Source organism: uncultured Marixanthomonas sp., assembly GCF_963974425.1.
In the GTDB taxonomy this organism is placed as follows: Bacteria; Bacteroidota; Bacteroidia; order Flavobacteriales; family Flavobacteriaceae; genus Marixanthomonas.
The window spans coordinates 1-23,376 of record NZ_CAXBCK010000055.1 but is presented as its reverse complement, the minus strand read 5'-3'; the positions used below and the strand labels follow the sequence as shown (position 1 = coordinate 23,376).

At 34.7% G+C, this 23,376-nt stretch carries 21 protein-coding genes; 9 read left to right on the top strand and 12 right to left on the bottom strand.

From position 1 onward, the window contains the following. The 3 genes from recO to gdhA form a co-directional block, all read right to left on the bottom strand. The coding region (recO, locus tag AACZ92_RS14225; RefSeq protein WP_339702566.1) for a DNA repair protein RecO at positions 1–377 on the bottom strand (377 nt) is incomplete at its 3' end. Further along, positions 377–2,674, bottom strand: coding sequence for a two-component regulator propeller domain-containing protein (locus AACZ92_RS14220; protein ID WP_339702563.1), 2,298 nt, complete (start codon positions 2,672–2,674; stop codon positions 377–379). The genes recO and AACZ92_RS14220, both read right to left, overlap by 1 nt. Positions 2,675–2,804: 130 nt before the next feature. Beyond that, positions 2,805–4,148 (bottom strand): NADP-specific glutamate dehydrogenase, encoded by a 1,344-nt coding sequence (gene gdhA, locus AACZ92_RS14215; RefSeq protein WP_339702561.1) that lies wholly within the window; start codon positions 4,146–4,148, stop codon positions 2,805–2,807. 252 nt (positions 4,149–4,400) lie between these two features. Here gdhA and AACZ92_RS14210 point away from each other — a divergent pair, with 252 nt between their 5' ends. Continuing rightward, the gene (locus AACZ92_RS14210; protein ID WP_339702559.1) at positions 4,401–5,201 is read left to right on the top strand and encodes a glutamate dehydrogenase; all 801 of its coding nucleotides are present in this window, start codon (positions 4,401–4,403) and stop codon (positions 5,199–5,201) included. 73 nt (positions 5,202–5,274) lie between these two features. Here AACZ92_RS14210 and AACZ92_RS14205 read toward each other — a convergent pair whose 3' ends face one another. Beyond that, entirely contained in the window at positions 5,275–6,417 is a 1,143-nt protein-coding gene (locus tag AACZ92_RS14205; RefSeq protein WP_339702557.1) for a cystathionine gamma-synthase, read from the bottom strand. A 132-nt stretch (positions 6,418–6,549) separates the two neighbouring features. Between AACZ92_RS14205 and AACZ92_RS14200 the strand changes: the two genes are divergently transcribed. Genes AACZ92_RS14200 through AACZ92_RS14190 form a run of 3 tightly spaced genes read left to right on the top strand, consistent with a single transcriptional unit; the run spans position 6,550 to position 8,603 of the window. Further along, entirely contained in the window at positions 6,550–7,311 is a 762-nt protein-coding gene (locus tag AACZ92_RS14200; protein ID WP_339702555.1) for a DUF3298 domain-containing protein, read from the top strand. A 30-nt stretch (positions 7,312–7,341) separates the two neighbouring features. Beyond that, positions 7,342–7,701 (top strand): ArsC/Spx/MgsR family protein, encoded by a 360-nt coding sequence (locus tag AACZ92_RS14195; protein ID WP_339702552.1) that lies wholly within the window; start codon positions 7,342–7,344, stop codon positions 7,699–7,701. Further along, the gene (locus AACZ92_RS14190; RefSeq protein WP_339702549.1) at positions 7,698–8,603 is read left to right on the top strand and encodes a DMT family transporter; all 906 of its coding nucleotides are present in this window, start codon (positions 7,698–7,700) and stop codon (positions 8,601–8,603) included. Before AACZ92_RS14195 ends, AACZ92_RS14190 begins: the two co-directional genes overlap by 4 nt. Positions 8,604–8,684: 81 nt before the next feature. On the opposite strand, the gene AACZ92_RS14185 is transcribed toward AACZ92_RS14190, so the two are convergent. Next, the gene (locus AACZ92_RS14185; RefSeq protein ID WP_339702546.1) at positions 8,685–10,754 is read right to left on the bottom strand and encodes a M13 family metallopeptidase; all 2,070 of its coding nucleotides are present in this window, start codon (positions 10,752–10,754) and stop codon (positions 8,685–8,687) included. Positions 10,755–10,829: 75 nt separating this feature from the next. Next, the gene (locus tag AACZ92_RS14180) at positions 10,830–11,423 is read right to left on the bottom strand and encodes a hypothetical protein (protein ID WP_339702543.1); all 594 of its coding nucleotides are present in this window, start codon (positions 11,421–11,423) and stop codon (positions 10,830–10,832) included. Positions 11,424–11,544: 121 nt separating this feature from the next. Between AACZ92_RS14180 and AACZ92_RS14175 the strand changes: the two genes are divergently transcribed. Further along, on the top strand, positions 11,545–12,495 hold the full coding sequence (locus AACZ92_RS14175; RefSeq protein WP_339702540.1) for an NAD-dependent epimerase/dehydratase family protein: 951 nt from the start codon (positions 11,545–11,547) through the stop codon (positions 12,493–12,495). Positions 12,496–12,569: 74 nt separating this feature from the next. Here AACZ92_RS14175 and AACZ92_RS14170 read toward each other — a convergent pair whose 3' ends face one another. The 6 genes from AACZ92_RS14170 to AACZ92_RS14145 all read right to left on the bottom strand — a co-directional run bounded on the left by AACZ92_RS14170 (position 12,570) and on the right by AACZ92_RS14145 (position 19,876). Then, a complete protein-coding gene (locus AACZ92_RS14170; protein WP_339702536.1) occupies positions 12,570–14,411 on the bottom strand; it encodes a cystathionine beta-synthase in 1,842 nt (613 codons plus the stop codon). Positions 14,412–14,724: 313 nt separating this feature from the next. Next, entirely contained in the window at positions 14,725–15,234 is a 510-nt protein-coding gene (tssO, locus tag AACZ92_RS14165; RefSeq protein ID WP_339702533.1) for a type VI secretion system TssO, read from the bottom strand. Positions 15,235–15,252: 18 nt separating this feature from the next. Further along, complete coding sequence (locus tag AACZ92_RS14160; protein WP_339702530.1) at positions 15,253–16,410, bottom strand: hypothetical protein; 1,158 nt, start codon at positions 16,408–16,410, stop codon at positions 15,253–15,255. A gap of 16 nt (positions 16,411–16,426) precedes the next feature. Continuing rightward, positions 16,427–17,419 carry a PKD domain-containing protein gene (locus tag AACZ92_RS14155; protein ID WP_339702527.1) on the bottom strand — a complete coding sequence of 331 codons (993 nt, stop codon included), beginning with the start codon at positions 17,417–17,419 and terminating at the stop codon, positions 16,427–16,429. Between the two features lie 104 nt (positions 17,420–17,523). Next, a complete protein-coding gene (locus tag AACZ92_RS14150) occupies positions 17,524–19,356 on the bottom strand; it encodes a type VI secretion system baseplate subunit TssF (RefSeq protein WP_339702524.1) in 1,833 nt (610 codons plus the stop codon). 88 nt (positions 19,357–19,444) lie between these two features. Next, a complete protein-coding gene (locus AACZ92_RS14145) occupies positions 19,445–19,876 on the bottom strand; it encodes a GPW/gp25 family protein (protein WP_339702521.1) in 432 nt (143 codons plus the stop codon). Between the two features lie 120 nt (positions 19,877–19,996). Here AACZ92_RS14145 and AACZ92_RS14140 point away from each other — a divergent pair, with 120 nt between their 5' ends. The 4 genes from AACZ92_RS14140 (at position 19,997) to tssD (ending at position 23,102) form a co-directional block, all read left to right on the top strand. Continuing rightward, on the top strand, positions 19,997–20,653 hold the full coding sequence (locus AACZ92_RS14140; protein WP_339702518.1) for a C40 family peptidase: 657 nt from the start codon (positions 19,997–19,999) through the stop codon (positions 20,651–20,653). A 6-nt stretch (positions 20,654–20,659) separates the two neighbouring features. Then, a complete protein-coding gene (locus AACZ92_RS14135; protein ID WP_339702515.1) occupies positions 20,660–21,586 on the top strand; it encodes a hypothetical protein in 927 nt (308 codons plus the stop codon). Beyond that, entirely contained in the window at positions 21,583–22,455 is an 873-nt protein-coding gene (locus AACZ92_RS14130) for a TssN family type VI secretion system protein (protein WP_339702512.1), read from the top strand. The genes AACZ92_RS14135 and AACZ92_RS14130 overlap by 4 nt, the downstream gene beginning before the upstream one ends. A gap of 257 nt (positions 22,456–22,712) precedes the next feature. Then, positions 22,713–23,102: a type VI secretion system tube protein TssD gene (gene tssD, locus AACZ92_RS14125; RefSeq protein WP_339702509.1), complete on the top strand. Its 390-nt coding sequence runs from the start codon at positions 22,713–22,715 to the stop codon at positions 23,100–23,102. Positions 23,103–23,376: the final 274 nt, after the last annotated feature.

Genomic DNA, 23,376 nt, shown 5'->3' with positions numbered 1-23,376 from the left:
AACCATTGGAAGGAGTAAGTTAAAAATTGAAATAGTTGGGTGTTGGTTTCTTCTTCTTTAATGGTGCTTTTTAATATTTCGGAAAGAAACATAACTAGTGATGATTTATACACATCGCTATGCAAGGTTTGATAAGGCTGAATGATCTTTGCTTCTTTTATATATTCTAAAGTTCCTTTATTTTTATGGTTAGCAACTAAATCAAGTTGCGTTAAAGGTTGAAAAAAGGAGGAGCGAAGTTTCCCTTTTTTAGATTTCAAAATATTCCGAAGCATATAACTTTTTAAACCATCGGCTTCGGTAAAACAACTTACAATTAAATCGGCTTCAGAATAGCGTACCGAAGAGATAACAATAGCTTTGGTGGAGACAAGCATTACCTAACGACCATAATTTTAGCGACTTTGGTTTCTAACGCATCTTCTGTGCTTATTAAAACCAAATACACTCCAGAGGCGACTTTATATTTACCAAAAGCTGTGGTATCCCACAAAATACTACCACCTTCGCTTCTTTCTTCAAAAACGAGATTTCCTTCTATATCGGTTATTTTAACATTGGCATTAGCTGTGAGTCCATCAATGGTTACATTTCCATTAAATCCCGGACGTACTGGATTGGGATATGCATAGACTTCATCTAGGTTTTCACGTGGGGCAGTTGCTGTCCCATTGTAGGAAACCAAACCGTTGGTTGTTGCGATATAAACCACGCCACTAAACTCATCTATAGCGATATCTTGTATATTATTAGAGGGTAAGGGAGAATTATCTTTGGTAAAGCGCAATAAGGTTTCCTGTCCATTAGACGATACATAAAAAACACCAGAGTTACCAGTTGCTATCCATTTGTTATTTGAGCCATCAACAACTATTTGTGTAATAGATTGGTCAAAAAGTAGCTCTTGTGGTACACCATCTTCAACAATGATTATTTCTTGGGCTTGCACATCTGCATTCTCTTCAAAAAAGCCACCAGTATTGAATAATACTCGCAAGCCTTCGAAAGTACCTATCCAAAGTCTATTTTGTTTATCTAACGCTAAAGCACGAATATATACACTGGGTAAATTTCCGTTTCCTTCCCCTTCGGAAATTTTATTAAACTTATTTTGATTTTGGTCATATCCAGCTAAACCGCTTTCAGCAGTCCCAAAAAAAACATAACCTTGGGGAGTTGTTATTACTTCAGTTAAAGCTAATTCGTTATCTGTGTTAACAATATCACTTACATCTATCTGTTGAAATTGTCCTTCTGGAGTTCGTTTTATAAGCCCTTCGGCTATTCTAGACTGTGTAACCCACAAGTTACCTTGGTTGTCATAATCCATTCCAAAAAGGCGAATCCCTTCTTCTCCTCCGCTTGAAGAGGTAGTTATCTCAAGAGGACTATTAGTTTCATTATACAAAGTAGTAGGTTGTTGTTCTATAATCTGCAATAAACCTCTTTGGTATGAAGTCATAAAAACCTCTTCAAAGTTATTGGGGTTAATTTTTACTCGAACCAAGTCGTTTACGTCTGTATTAAATTTTTCAGCAAGATCTTCATAAGCTATATTATTCCAAACGCCTTCTCTAAAATTACTAATACCTTTAAAAGTCAAGGGGAATGGATTGAAAGTAACGGTAACCTCACCATAATTCATCCACAATTGTCCTGGAGAAGCATCAATGCTAAAACCTTGATTAGAAAGCGGGCCATTTGGTAAAACCTGTTTGGCTTGACTGCTATCAAAGGGTACGGCTAAAATACCATCTTCCCTTGTACCCATATAGAATACATTGTTTAGAGCATAACCAGAAAATAGCTGATAATCAAAGTCTAGTACCGATGTTACAGACCCCTGCTGCTGAAATCCTTCCGTATATGCATAAATAGATGTTGTAGTTGTAATTGTTAATACATTATTAAACGTCTGGAAGTCTACAATACTATTAAAATTACCTACGGGATTTATACTTCCATCAAGGTTAAGCCTAGAGACACCGTTACCAGTATTGGCAACATAGAGTTCTGTGCCTAGTTTTTGAATTCCTTTAAAATTTCCGTTTTGTATGGTGGTCCATTGTTGAAAATCGATTAAATTTTCATTCTCCAATAGCGCCCTTTTAATTCCATTGGAAGCAGTTGCTGCAAAAATATACGGTTCTGCTACTGTTGTTTGTGCAATGTCTATTTGTGTTCCTCCTACACCAATAAAATAGGTGTCACCAAACTCTAAGGTTGCTAAATTATAGACAGATATACCGTATTCTGTTGAAATATAAAGCAGATCGTTGTATTCATCAAAATGATTGATGTTTTTTTGATTTGGCGGAATCACTAGCTTGTCCACTATATCTACAACCGTCAGTACGTTTTCTTCGCCATCTTGAACAATCTCTATAAGTCCCGTTTCATATCCTATCACTAATAAACTATGATTTTCACTATAATGAATGTTTGAAATAAGCTCTCCGGAAAGACCATTAATAGTTGAAATAGTTTTTATTTCGTTGGTGCTTAAATCGTAAGTAAAAACAGCATTTTCTGAAGCTGCATAGATTTTATCATTACCTTGAGATATGTCCTTGATTGAAGTGTATGAAAAATACCCGGACCAAGAATTTTCAAAATTTTGAGCACTACCAGAAAAAACAATGAAAAACAGAATAGTTGTTACAACATACTTCATAGAGAATACTTTTTCAGAAATATAACACGCTAAAATACTATTTATTGCAGGATTTTAATGAAAAAAGGTTGATGATTTAATTACTAAACCATCAACCTTTATACTATTTAATTGAACTTCTATTCAGAAATTACACCACTCCTTGAGCCATCATAGCTTCTGCTACTTTTACAAATCCTGCAATATTGGCTCCTTTTACGTAATCTACATATCCATCGCCATCTTTACCATATTGAACACAAGCTGCGTGAATATCGTTCATAATTGCATGGAGTTTTTCATCTACTTCTTGAGCAGTCCAGTTTAAACGTAATGAATTTTGAGACATCTCTAGACCTGAAGTTGCAACACCTCCGGCATTTGAAGCTTTACCAGGAGAAAATAATATTTTAGCTTTCTGAAATACTTCTATTGCTTCTGGGGTAGAAGGCATATTGGCTCCTTCGCCCACACAGATACAACCGTTGTCTACTAGGGTTTTAGCTTCATCGGCATCTAATTCGTTTTGAGTTGCACACGGTAAAGCGATATCACATTTTATGCTCCAAGGACGTTTCCCTTCGTGGTACTCTGCTGATGGATACTTGTCTAAATATTCTTTAATACGACCACGTTTTTCATTTTTAAGCTCCATTACGAAAGCCAGTTTCTCTTCATCAATCCCTTCAGAATCATATATAAAACCTGATGAATCTGAAAAAGAAACTACTTTACCACCAAATTCCATTGCTTTTTGAGCTGCAAATTGCGCTACATTACCAGATCCTGAAATTACAACCGTTTTTCCTTTAAACGATTCGCCTTTAGTTTCTAACATATTTTTTGCAAAGTACACGTTACCATAACCAGTTGCTTCTGGACGGATTAATGATCCTCCGTATGAACGTCCTTTTCCAGTTAAAACTCCTGTAAACTCGTTACGAAGTCTTTTATACTGACCGAACATATAGCCAATTTCACGTCCTCCAACTCCAATATCTCCTGCAGGAACATCGGTATTTGGACCAATATGTCTAGCCAATTCTGTCATAAAACTTTGACAAAAACGCATTACCTCATTATCACTTTTCCCTTTCGGGTTAAAGTTAGAACCTCCTTTTCCACCACCCATTGGTAATGTGGTAAGACTGTTTTTAAAAACTTGCTCAAACCCTAAAAACTTTAAGATACTTAGGTTTACTGAAGGGTGAAAACGCAACCCTCCTTTGTATGGTCCAATCGCCGAGTTATACTCAACGCGATATCCTTTATTAACTTGAATGTCGCCATTGTCATCTATCCAAGGGACTCTGAATAACACAGTGCGCTCTGGCTCTACCATACGCTCTAGCAACATTTTGTTTTGGTATTTTTCGTTTTTTTCTATAAACGGAATAACTGTTTCTGCAACTTCAGTTACAGCTTGCATAAATTCCGGTTCATTGGGATTGGCTTGTTCAACTTTTGAAATGAAATCTTGAATACTTTGTTTCATCTTAGAAAGGGTTTTTTATTGTTTATAGGAAAGCATTTAGAAAATAAGAAGATGATTTTTAAACTTTTACAAATAGTTTCTACCGCTTCAAAATACTTTAAAAAATTTGTTTACGTTATTAGATTGCAAATATAAACGTTATATAAAAAAAGGACGTTAATTTTTTACAAATAAGCTAAATATCTTTATTATATTTCACTGTTAGATATGTTTTTATATATTTGTTACGATTCAAACTAAACCCAATCCACAATGAATACCAGAAATCTACTATTGGTATTTCTACTACTAATCTCTGCCCAACAGGAAGTTTTGAGCCAATTTGGCTTTTCTCACGAGGTAGGTGTAATTACCGGACCTGTCACTTTTTATTCAGATTTTGGACAACGAAATGACTTTGAAACCAATGCAGGAAACGTAGGTTTTGGTATAGGTTTAATACATTATTTAAACTTTTCGTACAGAGCTGATTGTAATTGTTATACTCGCGACACGTACTTTAATGATCATTTTAAAATACGTAATGAGATAGATTATCATAAAACCAACTTAGAACATATGGGGCGTTGGGTTGATCCTGATGACAACTCAGAGTTTGCACAACAGCTACGTGCCATGGAAGCTTCTACAACTGTTTTTGATATTGGCTCACAGCTGGAATATTATCCATTTAGTATTAGAGATTTTACTGCTGGAGGCTATAAACTTGCCCCTTTTGTGAGTTTTGGTGTTCATTATGTGAATTTTAACCCTGAAGTTTCATCGAGTCGCGGCCCTTTAAATACACCAGCCTCTACACCTGTTAAATATTTAAATGCATTTCAACAAGAAGCAGCTTCTACATTTTCTATGGTAGGAAGTATTGGTGTTCGGTATAAATTAACTCCATTGAGCGATCTTATGCTCGATAGTCGTTGGCAATATTACTTTAGTGATTGGGTAGATGGTCTTAACCCTGGTATAGACCAAAACGAAGTTCGCCCCGTTCCAGAAAATAAAAGCAACGACTGGATTTTTTGGTTGAATGTAGGCTATATTTATTACTTAGATTAATCAACCAAAACAATATAAAATAAAAAGCTCGGAACTTAAATTCCGAGCTTTTTTATATATTCAAATCTAATTATTATCCTATCGCTTGTTCCAGATCGGCAACCAAATCGTCTCCATCTTCAATACCAACACTCAACCTAATTAGGGAATCTACAACTCCAGTTTTTTCACGTTCTGCTTTTGGGATGCTAGCATGGGTCATACTCGCAGGATGTCCAGCTAAACTTTCTACGCCTCCTAAACTTTCGGCTAAGGTGAATACCTTTAAGTTCTCTACTATTTTAATAGCTTCCTCATAGTTATTCCCTTTAGTGGTAAAAGAAATCATCCCTCCAAAATCTTTCATCTGTTCTTTAGCAATATCGTGATTAGGATGGTCTTTTAGTCCAGGCCAATACACATTTTCTATTTTTGGGTGGCTGGAAAGATATTCTGCTACCTGTCTCCCATTTTCGCAATGACGTTGCATTCTTACGTGCAATGTTTTTAAACCTCGTAACACCAAAAAACAGTCTTGTGGCCCAGCGATGGCACCACTAGCATTTTGGATAAAGTAAAGTTTATCGGCTAGTTCTTTTTCTTTAACAGCTAACGTACCCATAACCACATCGCTGTGACCCCCTAGATATTTAGTAGCACTGTGCATTACAATATCTGCTCCCAAATCTAAAGGACGTTGTAAATAGGCTGTCGCAAAAGTGTTATCTACTGCTAAGAGAACATTATGCTTTTTAGCAACTGTTGCTGCTTTTTTAATATCAATAATATTCATCATTGGGTTGGTTGGTGTTTCTACCCAAATGAGTTTTGTTTTATCGGTGATATGGTCTTCAATATTTTCAGCATTTTGCATTCCGATAAACTTGAATTTTATTCCAAAATCTTCAAAAATAGAGGTGAATAATCGGTACGTACCTCCATACAGATCGTTGGTAGAAATCACCTCATCACCATACTTCAATAATTTTAAAACCGCATCAATTGCAGCTAGACCGCTTCCAAAAGCCATTCCGTGGTTTCCATTTTCAATACTAGCAATAGCTCGTTCTAAAGCACTTCTCGTTGGATTTGCGCTTCGGGAATATTCAAAACCTTTATGGCCGCCAGGTGTACTTTGTGAGTAAGTAGTAGTTTGATAAATAGGAGGCATAACAGATCCATAAGCTGGATCTATATCTTTTTGTCCCCCGTGAATTGCTTTTGTATTAAATTTCATACCCTTCATATATACTGTTGCTTTTAACCTTTTAATATAATTTTTAGAGTCGCTTTCTCTAATCTTACTACTTTTGATAAATAAAGATACTGGTTTCCCTTTGGAAAGATAAACCCATCAATTATTTAACGTATGAATAACAAATTTTTACTCATTTGCATCTGTCTACTTTCATTACTAAGTTGTAAAAAAGAACAACCCCTTTCTTTTTCTTCAGAAAGTTTCACTGAAAAAACGCTCCCCGATTGTAATAATGGAGATTGTCCCGAAATTACTATCAACTATTTTACGGTAGAAGGAGAAGAAACTGTTTCAAAAAAAATTAATTCTGAAATAGAGAGATTTATTCTTTCTTCCTTAAAAACTATGGAAGAAGAACCAACTGCCAACAGTATGGAAAAAGCGGCAACAAACTTTATTAAAACATACCGAAGGGATAAGGTAGAATTTCCAGATATGGCAAGCGAATATGTAGTTGATATTGCGGTACGTAGAAACCTTGACAACTCTGAAATGCTTTCGGTTGAAGAAAAACAATATAAGTTTACTGGCGGTGCCCATGGTTACGGAAGCACTACTTTTGCTAATTTTGACCCTAAAACTGGCGAGTTGCTTCAGAAAAAGGACTTGTTTAATAATATAGCTGATTTTAAAAGTTTTGCTGAAAAGGAGTTTAAAAAACAACATAATATTTCAGAAAGCGAATCGATAAACTCAACGGGGTTTTGGTTTGAAAATGAAACGTTTTACCTTCCTGAAAACATCGGGTTTACTGAAAGCGACGTGATTATAATTTATAATCAATACGATATTGCCAGCTATGCCGATGGTCCTATTGAACTGAAAATACCAATCGAAAAAGCCAAAGAGTTTCTAACCTTTTCCCTGGATTAAATTCAGAATGTACATTTAAAATAACAAATCATGAAAAAAGTATATTATTTAAGCAGTTGCGATACGTGTAAGCGTATTATGAAAGAAATTGAAATTCCACAATCGTTTCAAAAACAAGATATAAAAACCGAAGGTATCACGGAAAATGAACTTGAAGAACTTTATAATTTGGCAGGTACCTATGAAGCATTGTTCAGTAAACGCGCTCAATTGTATAAAAAACGTAACCTAAAAGAAGAACAATTACTTGAAGAGGATTTTAAAAGCTTGTTGTTAGAACATTATACTTTTTTAAAGCGCCCCGTTATCGTGAATAATGACGAAATTTTTATCGGTAACAGCAAAAAAACGGTCGAAGCCGCTAAAAATTCAATCCACAACAATACATGAGTAGCCGAGTACTAGCCCTACTCGCGGCTACTGCTGCCAGTGCTATATATGGAATAAACCATACCATAGCAAAAGACTTGATGCCTACTGTAATTGAACCTTATGGGTTTATCGTCTTGCGCGTGGGTGGTGCTGCCGTACTATTTTGGGCGATAAGTATTTTTTATCCTTCGGAAAAAATTGACAAGAAAGATTGGCCCCGAATCGTTGCCTGTGCGTGTTTTGGAATGGTCATTAATATGTTGATGTTTTTTAAAGGTTTAAGTTTATCCACGCCAATTAACAGTTCGGTTGTGATAACGCTCTCGCCGGTTTTGCTGCTTATCCTTTCGGCTTTGTTTTTAAAAGAACGTATTACCCTTCGAAAAGCGATAGGTATTAGTATGGGTTTAGCCGGAGCCTTAGTATTGATTTTGTTTGGGTTGAAAATTCAGCCGAACGCTCCCAACATTCCATTGGGTAATTTGTTGTTTATTATCAATGCCACTTCGTATTCCATCTATTTAATTATTGTAAAACCGTTGGTGTCAAAATACAGCTCTATCACTTTAATGAAGTTATTTTTCCTCTTTGCAATACTAATAAATCTACCTATAGGGTTTACTGAATTTACAGCCGTTGACTGGTTTAATTTACCATTTGATGCTATTTGGAAATTGGCTTTTGTAGTAATTGGCACTACGTTTTTAACGTATTTATTCAATATTTATGCTTTGAAACAATTAAGCCCTTCCACCATTGGTGCATTTATTTATCTACAGCCAGTTTTAGCCGTTTTGTTTGCTGTTTTGTTAGGTGCTGATACACTTACCCCAATTAGAATAGTAGCAGCAGTATTGATCTTTTTAGGAGTATATCTTTCTTCTAGAAAACCGAAAAGAAGAAAAAACTTATCGACTTGATATTTTATCTAATGTGAATAAATTAAAGAAATAAAAGAGAGCCCCGAAAGGCTCTTTTTTATTGTTTTTATAGAATACGAATTACCAAATTCGTACGCGATCTTCTGGTGCTAACCACATAGAATCTCCTTCTTTAATATTAAATGCTTCATAAAAAGAATCTACATTTTGTAAAGGCTGTGTTGCACGGTAACGACCTGGCGAGTGTGGATCGGTTTTCACTTGCTCGCTTAATGACTCGTCACGTTGTTTAGTACGCCAAACAGTTGCCCAACTCATAAAGAATCGTTGCTCTGGAGTAAATCCATCGATTTTTTCTGGACGTCCGTTCTTCTCGTAGAAACGTTGTAAACCATCATAAGCAGCTAATACACCACCTAAATCACCAATATTTTCACCCAAAGTAAATTTACCATTGATAAATACACTGTCTAATACTTCAATATTGCTGTATTGTTCAGCCAATTGGTTTCCTCTTTTAGTAAAGTTTTCAAGATCGGTATCGGTCCACCAGTTTACTAAGTTTCCGCTCGCATCAAAACGAGAACCACTATCATCAAAAGCGTGAGAGATTTCGTGACCGATTACAGCTCCAATTCCACCGTAATTTACAGCTTCATCTGCTTTATAATCGTAGAAAGGTGGTTGTAAAATTGCTGCAGGGAACACAATCTCGTTGTTAAACGGATTAAAGTACGCATTCACCGTTTGTGGCGACATACCCCATTCAGTACGGTCTACAGGTTCGTTAATTTTTTCCAAGTTGTCTTTCAGGTTCCATTTACCAACAGCGATCATATTATCGTAATAACTGTTTCCTGATTTAACTTCTAAGGTTGAATAATCTTTCCACTTGTCTGGATATGCGATTTTAACAGTGAATTTATCCAACTTTTCAATGGCTTTTGTTTTGGTACTATCACTCATCCACTCTAAATTGTTGATGCGGTCTTCAAAAGCTACGATGATATTTTTTATCATATTTTCAGCTTTTTCTTTTGCTTCAGGAGGAAACATTTCGTCCACATACAATTTACCAACTGCTTCTCCAACAGTTCCGTTTACTGTACTCAATGCTCTTTCGTCTGCTGGTTTTTGTTTTTTACTTCCGTTAAGGTATTTGCTGTAAAAATTCCAGTTTGTTTTGTCGATTTCTGTAGTAAGCATTCCTGCAGAATCGTTTAAAGTTGACCAACGCAATACCGTTTTCCAAGTATCTACATCGCCGTTTGCAAGTGTTTTTTCAACAACATCCATATATTTAGGCTGCATTACTATTAACGTATCAACCGTTTTTGTTACACCCAAGTCTTTTATAGCTTGCTCCCACTGGATAGTTGGCACCATTTCCTGTACTTCATCCATAGATCGTGGGTTATTGAAGTTTCTGAAATCACGACTCGCTACTTTATCCAATCTTGGTTCTGCCAATTTTGTTTCAAAAGCTAAAATGGTTTCAGCTTGTGTACGTGCTTCTTCCTCGGAATCTCCTAAAAATTGAAGCATACGTGTAATATGGTTTACATATTCCTTTCGTATTTCAATAGATTTGGCATCAATATTAGTGTAATAGTCACGATCTGGCAATCCTAATCCACCTGGAGTAAGATAAGCCGCATTCATAGCACTATTGCTTGGGTTTGAATATGCCGCAATACCAAAAAACGGTTGGCTCACCATTGTTGCATCTTCTGTAATAACTTTTTGAAGATCTTCTACCGAAGAAATAGTTGCGATTTTATCTAATGCTGGCTGTAGTGGCTTTATTCCCGCTTCGTCTCGCGCCACCGTATCCAACTTTGTTTCAAAAATCATTAGTGCTTTAGCCTGATCTGTATCGTCGGCATACTTGTCACTTTCTTTTGCTGTTTCAAGAATGCCCAACATATCATGAGCAGTCTTTTTTCTTAACACACCAAAACCACCCCAACGTACTTGATCGTCTGGAATTTCGGTGTTTTTCATCCATGTACCATTTACATAATTGTAAAAGTCATTTTTAGGATTCACAGTGGTATCCATATTTGAAAGGATAATCCCGCGCTCTTCCTCTTCGCTTTGAGCCATTTTTTTGTCCTTGTTATCACAAGCACTTACTGCTAAAGTAAGGACTGCAACAGCAACAACAGATTTTAACATATTTGTTTTCATTGTCTGGTTATTGAATTAGTATTTTTTAAAGTTTGCATTATCTATATACGTATCAAAAAATTGATATTGTTACAGTTATTGTTGATTTTTATCTTTTAATTCTTGCTGAAATATCGAGTCCCGAACCCTTTTTTGCGTTTCAATTTCCTTTTTCTCGGTATCGATACGCTGTTGGTCTATAGCATCTTTTTTAAATTTATCATTAAGCTGAACAATTAGATTACTAGTAGCATTGTTCATTTCAGCAATGTATGTTTGAAGTGTAATAGAATCGATGTGCGCTCTATGAACCAATTGGTCTAGTAAGTGGGCTCTCGTTTTGGCTATCATAACGCGAGATTCTATAGACTGTACAGCCAACGTATCGGGTAATTTTTTTGCAATGGAATCGGTATATACTAAAAGACGCTCTGTTTTATTTTTCAATTCTTCCACAGTGCTTCCATTAATAGATATGGCTTGAGATTCGAAGTCTTCAAAAGCGCCCCATTGGTTGGTGTACGAACGAGCATTTTCAGATAGCTTAGGAAATGAAAAGCTAGTGTTTCCGTATAAAACATCGGTGTGCTCTTGTAGGGTATCGGCTTCGTTTTGCGTTTCTTCATTGCCGCAATTAACCATAAGCACACCAATACAAGCTACCGTTAAAAAAGATAAAAGTCGATTCATTGTAAATACCAACACGTGACAAATATACGTGATATCTGTAAAATTAAGTCCGTTTTATGCTAAAGAAGTCCCTTATAGAATGAGTATCTTTGCCCTGCTTTAAATCGATTAAAATTCCACTATGAAAAAAAGAATCCTCATTATTGGTGCTTGCGGGCAAATAGGAACTGAATTAACTGCCTTTTTACGAAACAAATACGGCGCTCACAAAGTAGTTGCCAGCGATATTCGTGAAGGAGATGATGAGTTGATGGAAAGTGGTCCTTTTGAGGTTTTGGACGCTATGGATTATGATGCTGTGCAGGACGTAGTAATTAATTACGAGATTACCGACGTGTATTTAATGGCTGCCATGCTTTCTGCTACGGGTGAAAAATTCCCTATGAAAGCTTGGAACCTGAATATGAATTCACTTTTCAACGTTTTAAATCTGGCTAAAGAAGGAAAAGTAGATAAAGTATTTTGGCCTTCCAGTATCGCTGTTTTTGGTGCTACAACCCCAAAACAAGATACCCCACAACGCACCGTGATGGAGCCTTCTACCGTATACGGAATTAGCAAACAAACCGGCGAGCGTTGGTGCGAATATTATAACAAGCGCTTTGGTGTAGATGTTCGTAGTATTCGCTATCCCGGAATTATCAGTTACAAAACACTTCCTGGTGGCGGGACAACCGATTATGCAGTTGATATTTACCACAAAGCCCTAAAACATAAAAGCTACATTTGTTTTTTAAATGCTGAAACGACCTTACCGATGATGTATATGGAAGATGCTATTCGAGCCACCGTAGGTATTATGGAAGCCGATGAAAAGGATATCAAAATTAAAAGCTCTTATAATTTGTCTGCCATGAGTTTTAATCCTGAAGATGTTACAGCAAGTATTAAAAAGCAAATCCCTGAGTTTACAATAAGCTACGAACCCGACTTTAGACAAGAAATTGCCGATAGCTGGCCCAGTAGCATTGACGATAGCAAAGCCAGAGAAGATTGGGGCTGGCAGCACAAATATTCGTTAGATGAAATGACGGATAAAATGTTAACGAATTTGAAGGGGGAGTATGAGTAAGATTAGAGCTTTAATACTCTGTCTTCTATATTTTATAAAAATACAAATGGGAGGTGCTAAGCACCTCCCATTTTTTACATACTCTCAACAAACTCCATAAACACCTTTTTATGGCGTTCTAGATCTAAGTTACCAGAAACGGATACTCGGACAATATAATCTTTGTCTCCTTCTTTTGTCGTTCCTTGGGTAGAGGTTGCAGGTATGGTCCAATAGCATCCTTTTAATTGTCCGTAGCTTACGCAGAACTTACTTTCATTAGGGATTTCTGTGATCATTAAATTGATTAACTTCAAGTTTAATGCTCTTTTATGCGCTTCTTTTTCTTCAGCGGTAGCTCCTTTTGCAGGTAGATCTAATGAAAAAACCGATGGTGTAAACCCTTCATTTGCCAGCTCATCTGACACAAAATTAATTTTCGCTTCCGGTAAAACATCGTGGATAAAGGTTACAAACTCACGTGTGTTTTTATACGCATCTGTAATCCGTTGATTCATAGAAGGCATTTGCTTAGCTATTATTTCGTATTGAAGTGCAGTCGCTTCGTTATCGCAAAGTTCTAGGTGCTTTTCTACTTTATCCAGCAACGCTTCGGTTTTTTTATTTCCTACACAATAACCGGCTGTACATTTTCCGCCACTTGGGAATTTAGATCCGCTAACGTATGAAATGGTTCGCACCGTTGAGAGTATCTCACCTTCCCCTAAAAATTGAAAATTAGGGCAAAATGTTTGATCTAAAATAAAAACGGGATCGATTGCTGTTTCACCTGTTGCCGTTTTACGTTTTGCACTTAAAACTTCTTTTAATTTTTGAAGATTGGGAACTTCAACCCTTGGGTTTGTTGGAATTTCAGCAATGATATATGGAACCGCATCTTTCTTGGCAATTTTAGTTAAAACGGTATCGATACTTGTAACCATATCGTTATCACCATCCACAGGTAAATCTACCACCTCAACATTGTCAAGGCAAGCGGCTACGCGTCTTGCTTGGTCATTTGTTCCGCCGTAACAATTGGGAGGAACAATAAATTTGATGTCTTTCCCTTTATGATTTTCTAATGCATCGTGAATGAGTCCCATCATAATCGCATATTGCATAGATAGTCCACAAGAAGCGACTAATGCCTTTGTAGTGGTACCCGTAATGGTATTAATGGAATCTACAACGCTTGATTTGTAGGCTTGACTAGAGTTATTAGATTCGAAAGAAGATTGTGTTACTAACGATTTTAAGGCCGTGTAGCAATTGTCTGGCGTCATAGCAATGGTTTCTCTTCTTCTTACGTGTTGGATTTCTGAAATATAACCTTCGTTATCTTTTCCGTTTACAACTAGAATACTTCCAAGATGACCTTGAAGACTGATATAAAAATCAATATTTGAAGTGAGATTAACAGCAGAAACTTTATCGTCTTCTGAAATGAAAATCGTACTGCCATTATATTCGGAAATACCGGCTACGCTGTTAACTTTTGTTAATTCAAAATTATACCCATACACACGTTGCACCACTTCAGCATCAAACTCTTTAGGCAATTCATCGGTATAGACAATCTGAGTTCGCTTATTACTTAAAGCATTTTTTCTTAGAATTGCTAAAATAGGAATCGTCTTAGATTGAAAACTGATTACGTTTTCTGGGTCAAGCTGCTGCAAATTAGCAATTCCCCATTCTAATATACTTGACAATGGATGTCCTAATCGAATATAATCGTAGGCGGTGGGTAATTCACTAAGGGCGAAAGTTTCAGAATTATCCGCATTGAATAAGTCTTCAAACTTTTCTAAGAATTGGGTTTTAGCCAATTCTTCATTATAAATATCTAGTCGATGGGTTGTTAGAAGCAACCAATCAGTTGGCATATTTTCTAATACATCTTTTATATAGGGTATCATTTTATTCTCTTCCATAATTCATTTTTAGGTATGTGGGCAACATACGGCATTTAGATTTATTTTTAAAGCATGTAAGACGTTTTGTTACGGTATAACTAACAACTTTATAAGCGAAATTACTTTAGTAGATCCACCAAGGTCCATACCCTTATTAAGTCAACTCATAAAGTGACTTTTTATATATTGAAACTTGGGTGAAAGAAGGTTCTTTTAGCTATGGATTCTAATGTAGATTGAAATAAATATTGAGCGACCAGAGAATATGTTTGTTACATGAAGCGACCTCCTACAAACAGGAAAAATAGTCTACAACTTCAACTTACTCACTCTAATTATTTCTTCTTAGGGCGTCTACAGTTCTCTTTTCTTCTTTTAGCTCATCCCTACACTTTTCGAGTTCTTCTTTGTATTCTGTTATACGTTCTTCAACATCTGAATACGAGTTTAACTCCTCTTTGAGTTTTTGTATTTCGGCAAAAGACCAAATAACGTTATTATACATATCATATCGATAGGTAGAGTCTTTTACGGGAATTTTTTCTTGTAATTTAACGATTTGAGAACTTAACATGGAGTTTAAAAAAGCTCTGTTCTGCCCTGGTATATCTAATGAATCTACCATGTCTCTTAACAATTGAATATCTTTTGAGAACCCTTCTTGAAATTGTATTTCTTTTTCAATTTCTACCGCTTGGTTTCTTAATACTTTATTTTCTTTAAACGGCATGACGTTAAAATCGAAAAATAGCGCAACTACTATAATAGCAGTAGTTAAAATAAATAATAAGAAAAATTTTAAAAAACTGTTTCTACGAGCTTTTCTGTTTTTTGCTTTCATATGGTAAGGAGTATTTTTTTAATCAAGTAAGAAGCTTCTTCTGTTTTTTACTTCGTTTTTTGCTATAATTTCTTCTTTTACAAATATTTTTGAATCGGACTTTTTACCAATGTAATCTAGCTCATTCAATTTCTTGAACAATGATAACATTAATTTTGTAAATGCAGATACTTTAGATAATGCTTTATTAATATCGGTGTGTTGGTATTCTAGCTCTATCATTTCAACCAGAACATTTTCAAAAGCACCTTGATTTACATCGCACCAATCTGATAGGTAGTTTAGCAACTCTTCTTTTCCGGTACCAACATATACATCCATGCTGTTTTTAATTACACGCGATAATGCCATTAATTTGGTTATCATAGCAATAGGCGGGTTAAAACGATCCTCTTGTCTAAACTCTGGAAGTTTACCGCCCAAATGTTGTAACACATTTTCAGAAATGTATTTAACCATAACAGCTAAATCATTAGCTTGCTTTTTCTGATGGATTTTTTGAATAATCTGTAATGAATACCGCTCCATTGCATTTAAGAAAGTGTCTATCTCAACATACGTATATTTAAGATCCTCATGGCTTTGTATGGAGGTACAAGGGGGAATAAAATCTTCCACTAAAGTAGCTCTTCCCTCTTCATACACAACTTTCCCTATGGTTACATAATACATTCCAAATTCGCTTTGGTTTATATTCTCTTCTGGGATGATATCTAGAGAATATTCTGGTATTACATTTGGATGCCTAGGTGGCTCTTCTTCCTCGTCTGCTTCCCCAATAGGAACCCGTTTATAAGGATGAATTGTTAGGACTATATAACAAGATGTTTCGTCTTCGTTAAAAGTGTGTTTTGCGGTTATTACTTTATTTGCTTTTTCAAGTTGATTGCTTTCGGCTTTGGTAATGTTTATTAAATATCCTCCTTGCGTAACGGCTCTACATTTATGCAACTTGATGTGAACTGTATTCTGGCCATCCATGGACAAAACCATATCTACAGCATCATCTGTAGAGGCATCTGGAAGCAATCCGAAATTAACAGAAGAAATATCTTTCTGCAATGCTTCGTGAATCAATTTTACCGCAGCATTGTCTTGCCCGATAAAATGGGATTTATTTATTTTCATCCCATCAATCCAATTTATTCTATTATATGCTGTTCCTTCTTTATTCATAGTGTTCTTCTTCTATTTAAAACCAGCCCTTATTTACATTAATAAGTATATTGGTAATACACTTACTTTCCTCATCTCTATGGATCTGCACGTCTTTAACTGTTATTTTCTTTCCAGAAATTTTTTGGCAGAAAACCAATAGGTCTTCTTTTTTCTTATTTACTATTACCGGCATGTTTAGATTTCCGCAGATATATCGTTTGAGAGCTTCTGAAGTTATTTTTTCTTCTGAAATGTCAACTAACTTTTGAGCAAAATCTCTTTCTGAAATATAAGGCACCTTCTTTTTCTTCTGTCCTTCAGGAGCATCTTTAATCACTTCGATGTCTGGCTTATATTTTATATCACTATCTAAAGGATCTGCAGAGCTAATTCGCTCAATACGTTCTTTATCTTCAGGCCTAGGCAATACTTTTATTTTTCGTTTGCCAATATGTTTTAGATCTCCGTTTACCACTAACGAAATAGTTTTTAATCCGGATTCTTTATAGGTATATTCTGCTTTTTTCTCGTAGGAATTAACACTTGCAGTTTCACCAAAGCGCCACTCCCAAGTATTAGCTCCTTTTGTGCTATCTACTGCAATAATTTTTTTACCAACCATAATCTGTTTAGGAGCCGTAAATACCGGCAACTTGGTTGAATCTAAAATAAAAGCTTTTTCCTCAATAGTTATTGTTTTAATTGTTTCACAACTTCCATTAACCGTTAACTTTACATCATATTTTCCAGGTTTTGAAAAAGTATGATATGGATTACGCTCTGTCCTAACATCTGTACTATCATCAAAATGCCATTCCCAAGATTCAGCTCCAGCGGTATAATCTGTAAATCTTATAAGAGATCCCACTCTATAATCTTTCGATTCATTTTTAAATTGAACCATAGGGCAATCTTCTAATGAATAATATTTATATGCAAAAAGGGAACTAAAGCCAAGTATTGCAATAACAAAAAACAACAATACCGTTTTATCTAAGTGATAGTATGTATTTTTTCTTGTCTCCATAGTATTTTATTTGGGTTAACCTTTTAGAATTATATTCTTGTTATTTATAAAAGTACAAAAACGAAATCTTTTTTCTTTTAATCTTGAACCTCAAAAGTAAATAGTTAGTTTTTAACTTCTACAACGTACGGAAACACATTAACTGATTTATCCTCTAAAATTGACAACAAATTATTATTAAGTGATTGCCATTCTTGCTCTTCAAGCTTGTTTCTTCTATTTGCATGCAAAGTAATCTTCATACAAGGAACCACCCCTTTGTTTGTTGAAATATCCGAAGTATAAGACCTTTGCACCTCAACATCCTTTATACGGTCATTATAAATAGAATAACAAAGCGCACTAACATCTTGTTTTGTAACAATTCTATCTCTTGATAATAAAGAACTCCTGTAGCTATTAAGCCGTTCATCCATACTCAAGGTGTCTTTACCATTAAATGTATTGGTCAATAACCTAGCGCTCTTTTGTTTTATGTCGGTCCCTTCATAGTTATATAAGGAAGTACCGCCTTTTATTTTATTAGCCATATCTCCATCGGTAGTCCAATACTCAATCATTAATATTTCCTTAGGGCTGTATGGCTTTACCGAAATATAAACGGTCTCATTTGATTTTTCGGTTAGATCTTCCGCTCTTTTTTCAAGTAACAGTATGGTTTGGTTCAGCTTATTAATATTAGTCTGTAAAAAATCACTGCCTAAAAAAGAAAACGCCGCACTTTCTTCTTTCATCAACTCCATCATGTGACTTAAAAACTGTTTAGCATTTCGAGAGTCTAATTTCCCTGCTTGGTCTTCCCTTAAAATAAAAGTTCCTTTACGTTGCTGTGTTGTACTGTTTTGTCTTAATATATATTTTTTACCATCCGTATTTTCAACCGTTTTTATGTCTAAAAACAAATCATTGGTTTGTATAGGGATTATATGTATAAAATCCTTCAACTGGTATGAAAAACTGGTAAGCCTCCTATTCAATACAGGAAAGGCATTCAATGAAACAAAAACTTGTTCTAAAATTCCCGTATCAATTATTCTTGGAAACTCTATCTCAATCCAATTCAAATCTTTCAGTTCGGGATTGTCTTTTATATCTGCATCACTAAAGACACCTTCTGGTAAAGCTCCTTTTTTAGACAGATATGAAAGCGATTTAATTGATATAAAGTTTTTTTGATAAAATTGATTTATCCGGTTTTCTATGCTTTGGGTTTTGTTCGTAACCGAATTAAAAAAAGCTTCCACATTCAAGTGATCCTGCTCCTTATCTTCAAAAAATCCTTTAGTTATAGTTATTTTCTCAGAGTTTAATGAGCATTTAGCATTTTTAAGGTGATGATAAAAAAGATCACTTAAGGAGGTATCTTGATGTTCAAAATAGACAGAAACATCTTTTAACGGAATATTGTCTTTGTTGCTTTTTATGCCTAAATAAAGCTTTGAAGGCTCTGCATAATTTTCCATTGTGCCAATATATTGTTTTCCGTTTTTTCCATCTTGAGAAAACAATTTATCACCACAAAGAACCCGGGTTATTTCGGCATCTATTAGCCGCATCTCTCTAGATGGGGAGAGAAATATATTTTTTTGTTTAGCCCTATTCCGAGCAGAAGCAGTTTTCTTCTTGTGGTATAGTTGGTTTTTTGGCTTTAAGGTAATGCTTTTATCTACTGGTTCTGCATATGCAATAGCGTGAGCTGGATTTGCTCCGTGAATTGCTTCTGGTGTCATTAGCTGGATAAGCCGCTCGGTAATGCGCGTCTGTGAATTATAAATTTCTCCTTCAATCTTTCCTATTTCAGAAGCACAAGCACTTATAAGCAACGACACCAAAGGATCAAAAGAGCTATCTATATCTTTAGGAGCTATACCCCAAAGAGAAGCAGCTTTCTGGATCATTCTATTCTTTATATCCTTTTCATTATTCTTTGTCTGCATATTATAGTAGCTTTAAAGAAGGTTATACAACTTTTTCCTTCCTACTCAAAAATATAAATAAATCTTCATGTAACTGTCGGAAATTTCTTTAAAAAGACATGGGAGCAATATAAAAGCTTTCAACAAATGAAAAAGGTTCATTCGTTTGTTTAATAGTGCCTGAAATTAATATATCTATTCGTTTTCGAACCATTTGAAGGTTTCCATTTTTAGTAACACTTTCTTGTCGTAATTTAATTTCTACCGCGGCTTTAGCCAACCTTTTCTCATAATGCTCAACACTGTCAAGAATCGATTCTGTGATAATAGCTCGTAGTTTATCGTTACTGGTTAAGTTATCAAAATCTACCTCCCACAAGGCATTACCAAAACTTTCATCAAAAGTACACTCCCCAAAATAAGTTGTTGCTAATAAATGTAAGAAACTAGAAATAGATTCTTGTATAGAACATTTATCATGATCATCATTACTTATAAAAGCGTTTGGCTTAAAAGGTAAGGAGTAATATTCTTTAGGCATGAGAAATTGTTTTGTTAAAAAAGTTTACTAAGGCAAAATACTAATATCTTTGGTTATTTTTGTTAAACTTGAAACATGAAATTCCTTTATTTATATTTGTAGGAAAAGAAATTAGACATTATGAAAAAAGCATTAATCCCCACTATTATTTTTTCATTGTTACTTATAACTTTAAGTAGCTGTGGAGGTTCCAAAAACAAATTAGCAATTGTAAAACCAAAGTTAGACAAAAAACCGCAGGTTGAAAACACTTCTGAAACAACAGTTGAGAAAAAAGAACCTGTAATTTTACCCATACAGTTAAAGTATGCTAATATATTAAATGTAGATCCAACCGATTTAGACAACACAAGTCTATATAGTTTTATCGATGAATGGATGGGAGCTCCTTATTTAATGGGAGGTGAAGATATGGAAGGTGTTGATTGCTCCTCATTTGCACAACATCTTTATGTAAACGTGTATGGTTATTTGTTAGAGCGTACCTCAGGTAGACAATACGACTCAGAAACAACCGATAAATTTTTAGGACAAGAGTTTATAGAAGAAGGAGATTTACTTTTCTTTAAACGCCCTAATGTCGATGACGAAACAATAACCCACGTAGGCATCTATCTTAAAAACAACAAATTTGTCAGTGCGTCTGGTTACAGTGGTCCAGAAAAAGTGCGTGGAGTTAAAATAAGTGACTTAACTGATGAATGGTGGCAGGAACGTTTTATTTGTGCTGGAAGAAAACCATTACCAATTTATAAAGACAATAGCTCTAATAACTAAAAGTATATGGTTAAAAAAGAACTTGAGAGCGTATTAAACGAACTAAAATCTGTTTTTGAAGATATTAAAGCAGAGGTCGTAGTTTCAGAGATATTAGAAAATTCTGCAGCAGACTTTTCAGATTTTACTGTACACAACTCAAGTACTTTTAAACGCCCCTACAGAAGAGATATTATAGATTACAAACAATCGTTAACCAACAGTAACAACTATACGCTCAATTTCAACCTATCTCGAAATGGAATCTACGACAGCCTTCCGGAAGGTGTTTTTCATAATCCATCAGACCCTAAGTTAAAAAGTTTATCCTATCAGAAAAAAAGGGAAAAACAAAAACAAGAAGAAAAAGAAGCGCGCTTCTTTTTTCAGCCTATTGAAAATGAAGTCTTCAATCAATATGTAGGGATTGAAAAAGAGGAAAGAGCATTAATCGATAGGTTTTCAGACATTAAAAACAATTTTTTACTCAAGTTTTGGCAAGTAGATAAAAGCTTACCTCAAAATTTTTTATTAAAATTAATTAAACTACTACCCTATTCACATAAAATTTCTGGCAACTTAAAGTTAACAGCTTTATGTCTTGAAAAAATTATCGATGAAAAAGTCACACTAAAAAAAGTGAACGCACCTTACCAAGAACCTAAAAAAGAAGAAAAAGAAAAAAATAGCTTAGGTGTAGATTTGGTTTTAGGCGTTGACGAGTCAACAATTCTTTGCCCTGAAGTAAACGCCAAAATAGGACCCGTTAATAAAAACAACATTAAAAACTTTATTGAAGGTTCTCCAACTATGCGTTTTATTCAAGTTTTTTACGATTACTTTATCCCCATGGAAATGGAAGTGAAAACAAAAATTGATTTTGAACGCAGTACTGAAGGCTTTGTATTACACGAAAACGAACCTGCCTTAATGGGATTAACTACTACTTTATGATAACACTTAGATTCTCCTCACTTAGCCCCGATTTAATAAAAATGGCCATTCTATTTTTTGTGGTTGGTATCCTTATGATGGTTTTTATGAAAGGGATAAAAAAATTGTTTTCTAAAAAGAAAAAGCAACTAATAGTTTACATATTAGTAATTGCGGCTTTCTTTGCTTTAACTGCACTATTAAGTAATGAAAATGTTTTAAACAACATCCCCCTGCATACATTTATAGCGTTTCAAATTGTGTTTTTACTTCTAGGCATATTACACGTGTATGTTTGCCGCCAATATTTTGAACTATTATCTGAAAAACCCAACAGCTTTTGGTCTGAATTTATATTTACTATTGCCGTTAACTGTATCGCACTTATTGGCTTTGCTTTTATTGTTAATATGTTTAAACCCGAATATGTGTTTCACTTTCTAGGAGCAGCCATTTGGTTTCTTGTCCCAATTTTGGTTATAAAAACCTATGAGTTTGCAACCTCTATTCCCTTACCTGTATATAAAAAATGGTTCTATCCTATCGGAAAACATATAAAAGATCCAAAAGATGAAGAATTAATCAACCCTCAAGTAATATCATTTGAGTTTCATAAAGATGAAAAAACTTCAGAATTAAGTAATTTTAGGCTTAAAGCACCCGAAAAAATGGCATTCGGTAAACTTTTCTATTTTTTTATAAACGATTACAACGACCGTCACCCAGAAAATAAGATTGTTTATATTAATTCTGAAAACGAACCACATGGCTGGGTATTCTATCGTAAACCAAAATGGTATTTAGGTATGAAATATATAGATTACGCCCGTACTGTAGATAGTAATGGTATTAAAGAAGATAATGTAATTATTTGTCAAAGAGTAGATTAATTACCTCATTGTTTATTAGCTTTAAACTAGAACCACCTACTAACCTTAAGCCACAAAGAAGGTTTAGTTAAACTTTAACGTTTACTTGTAATATCAGTCACTTCCTACAGTCGGTGCTTTTATAAACATTCATTTTTAACACTAGTTTAGTTTCCTTTCTCTATTTATAAGGCAGTTGTTTTTATATTCCTTAGTTTTATACTGTATTTAATATTTATAAGGCACTATTGCCGTTAATTAACTTAAAGTAAATTATTATGTCATTTAAAGCAAAATTAAATCTAAATGGAAAAGAGTATAACGTACTAAACTGTAGTTATGATCTTTACCAAGAAACAGATGCAACAGGAAGACCTTCTTCCGTAACTCGTGGAGGACGCGTTAAATTAACAGTAGAATCTACTGCTGACACAAGTTTAGTAGAATGGATGTTCAATAATTTTGAACGCCGTGATGGTTCCGTTAAATTCTTGAAACGCGACAATGAAGCTACTGCTAAAGAACTTAAATTTAACGAAGGATATGTTGTGAAGTATGTTGAAAACTTCGACCACACAGGAGATAACCCAATGAACGAATCGATTGTAATATCTGCTCGTTCTATCACAATGGGGACTGGACAGCACGTAAACGATTGGCCTATGTAAAGCCAAGTATAAGCATTACATTATAATGTGAGAAAATGTAAAAAGAGAATGTAAAAATAATACATTCTCTTTTTTTATTTACATTAGCCAAGTTTCTTAACCTATAAGGATTTTAAAAAAAATAAAAATTTAACATTTTCCTTCAAACAACTGTTATTTCTATAACTATCAAGGGTTTTGTATAAGAAATTACGCACATATTAATCTAAGTTAACATAATTTTACATTTGATTTTCATAGCTTTATGCTGTATTTAATATTTATAAGGCACTAT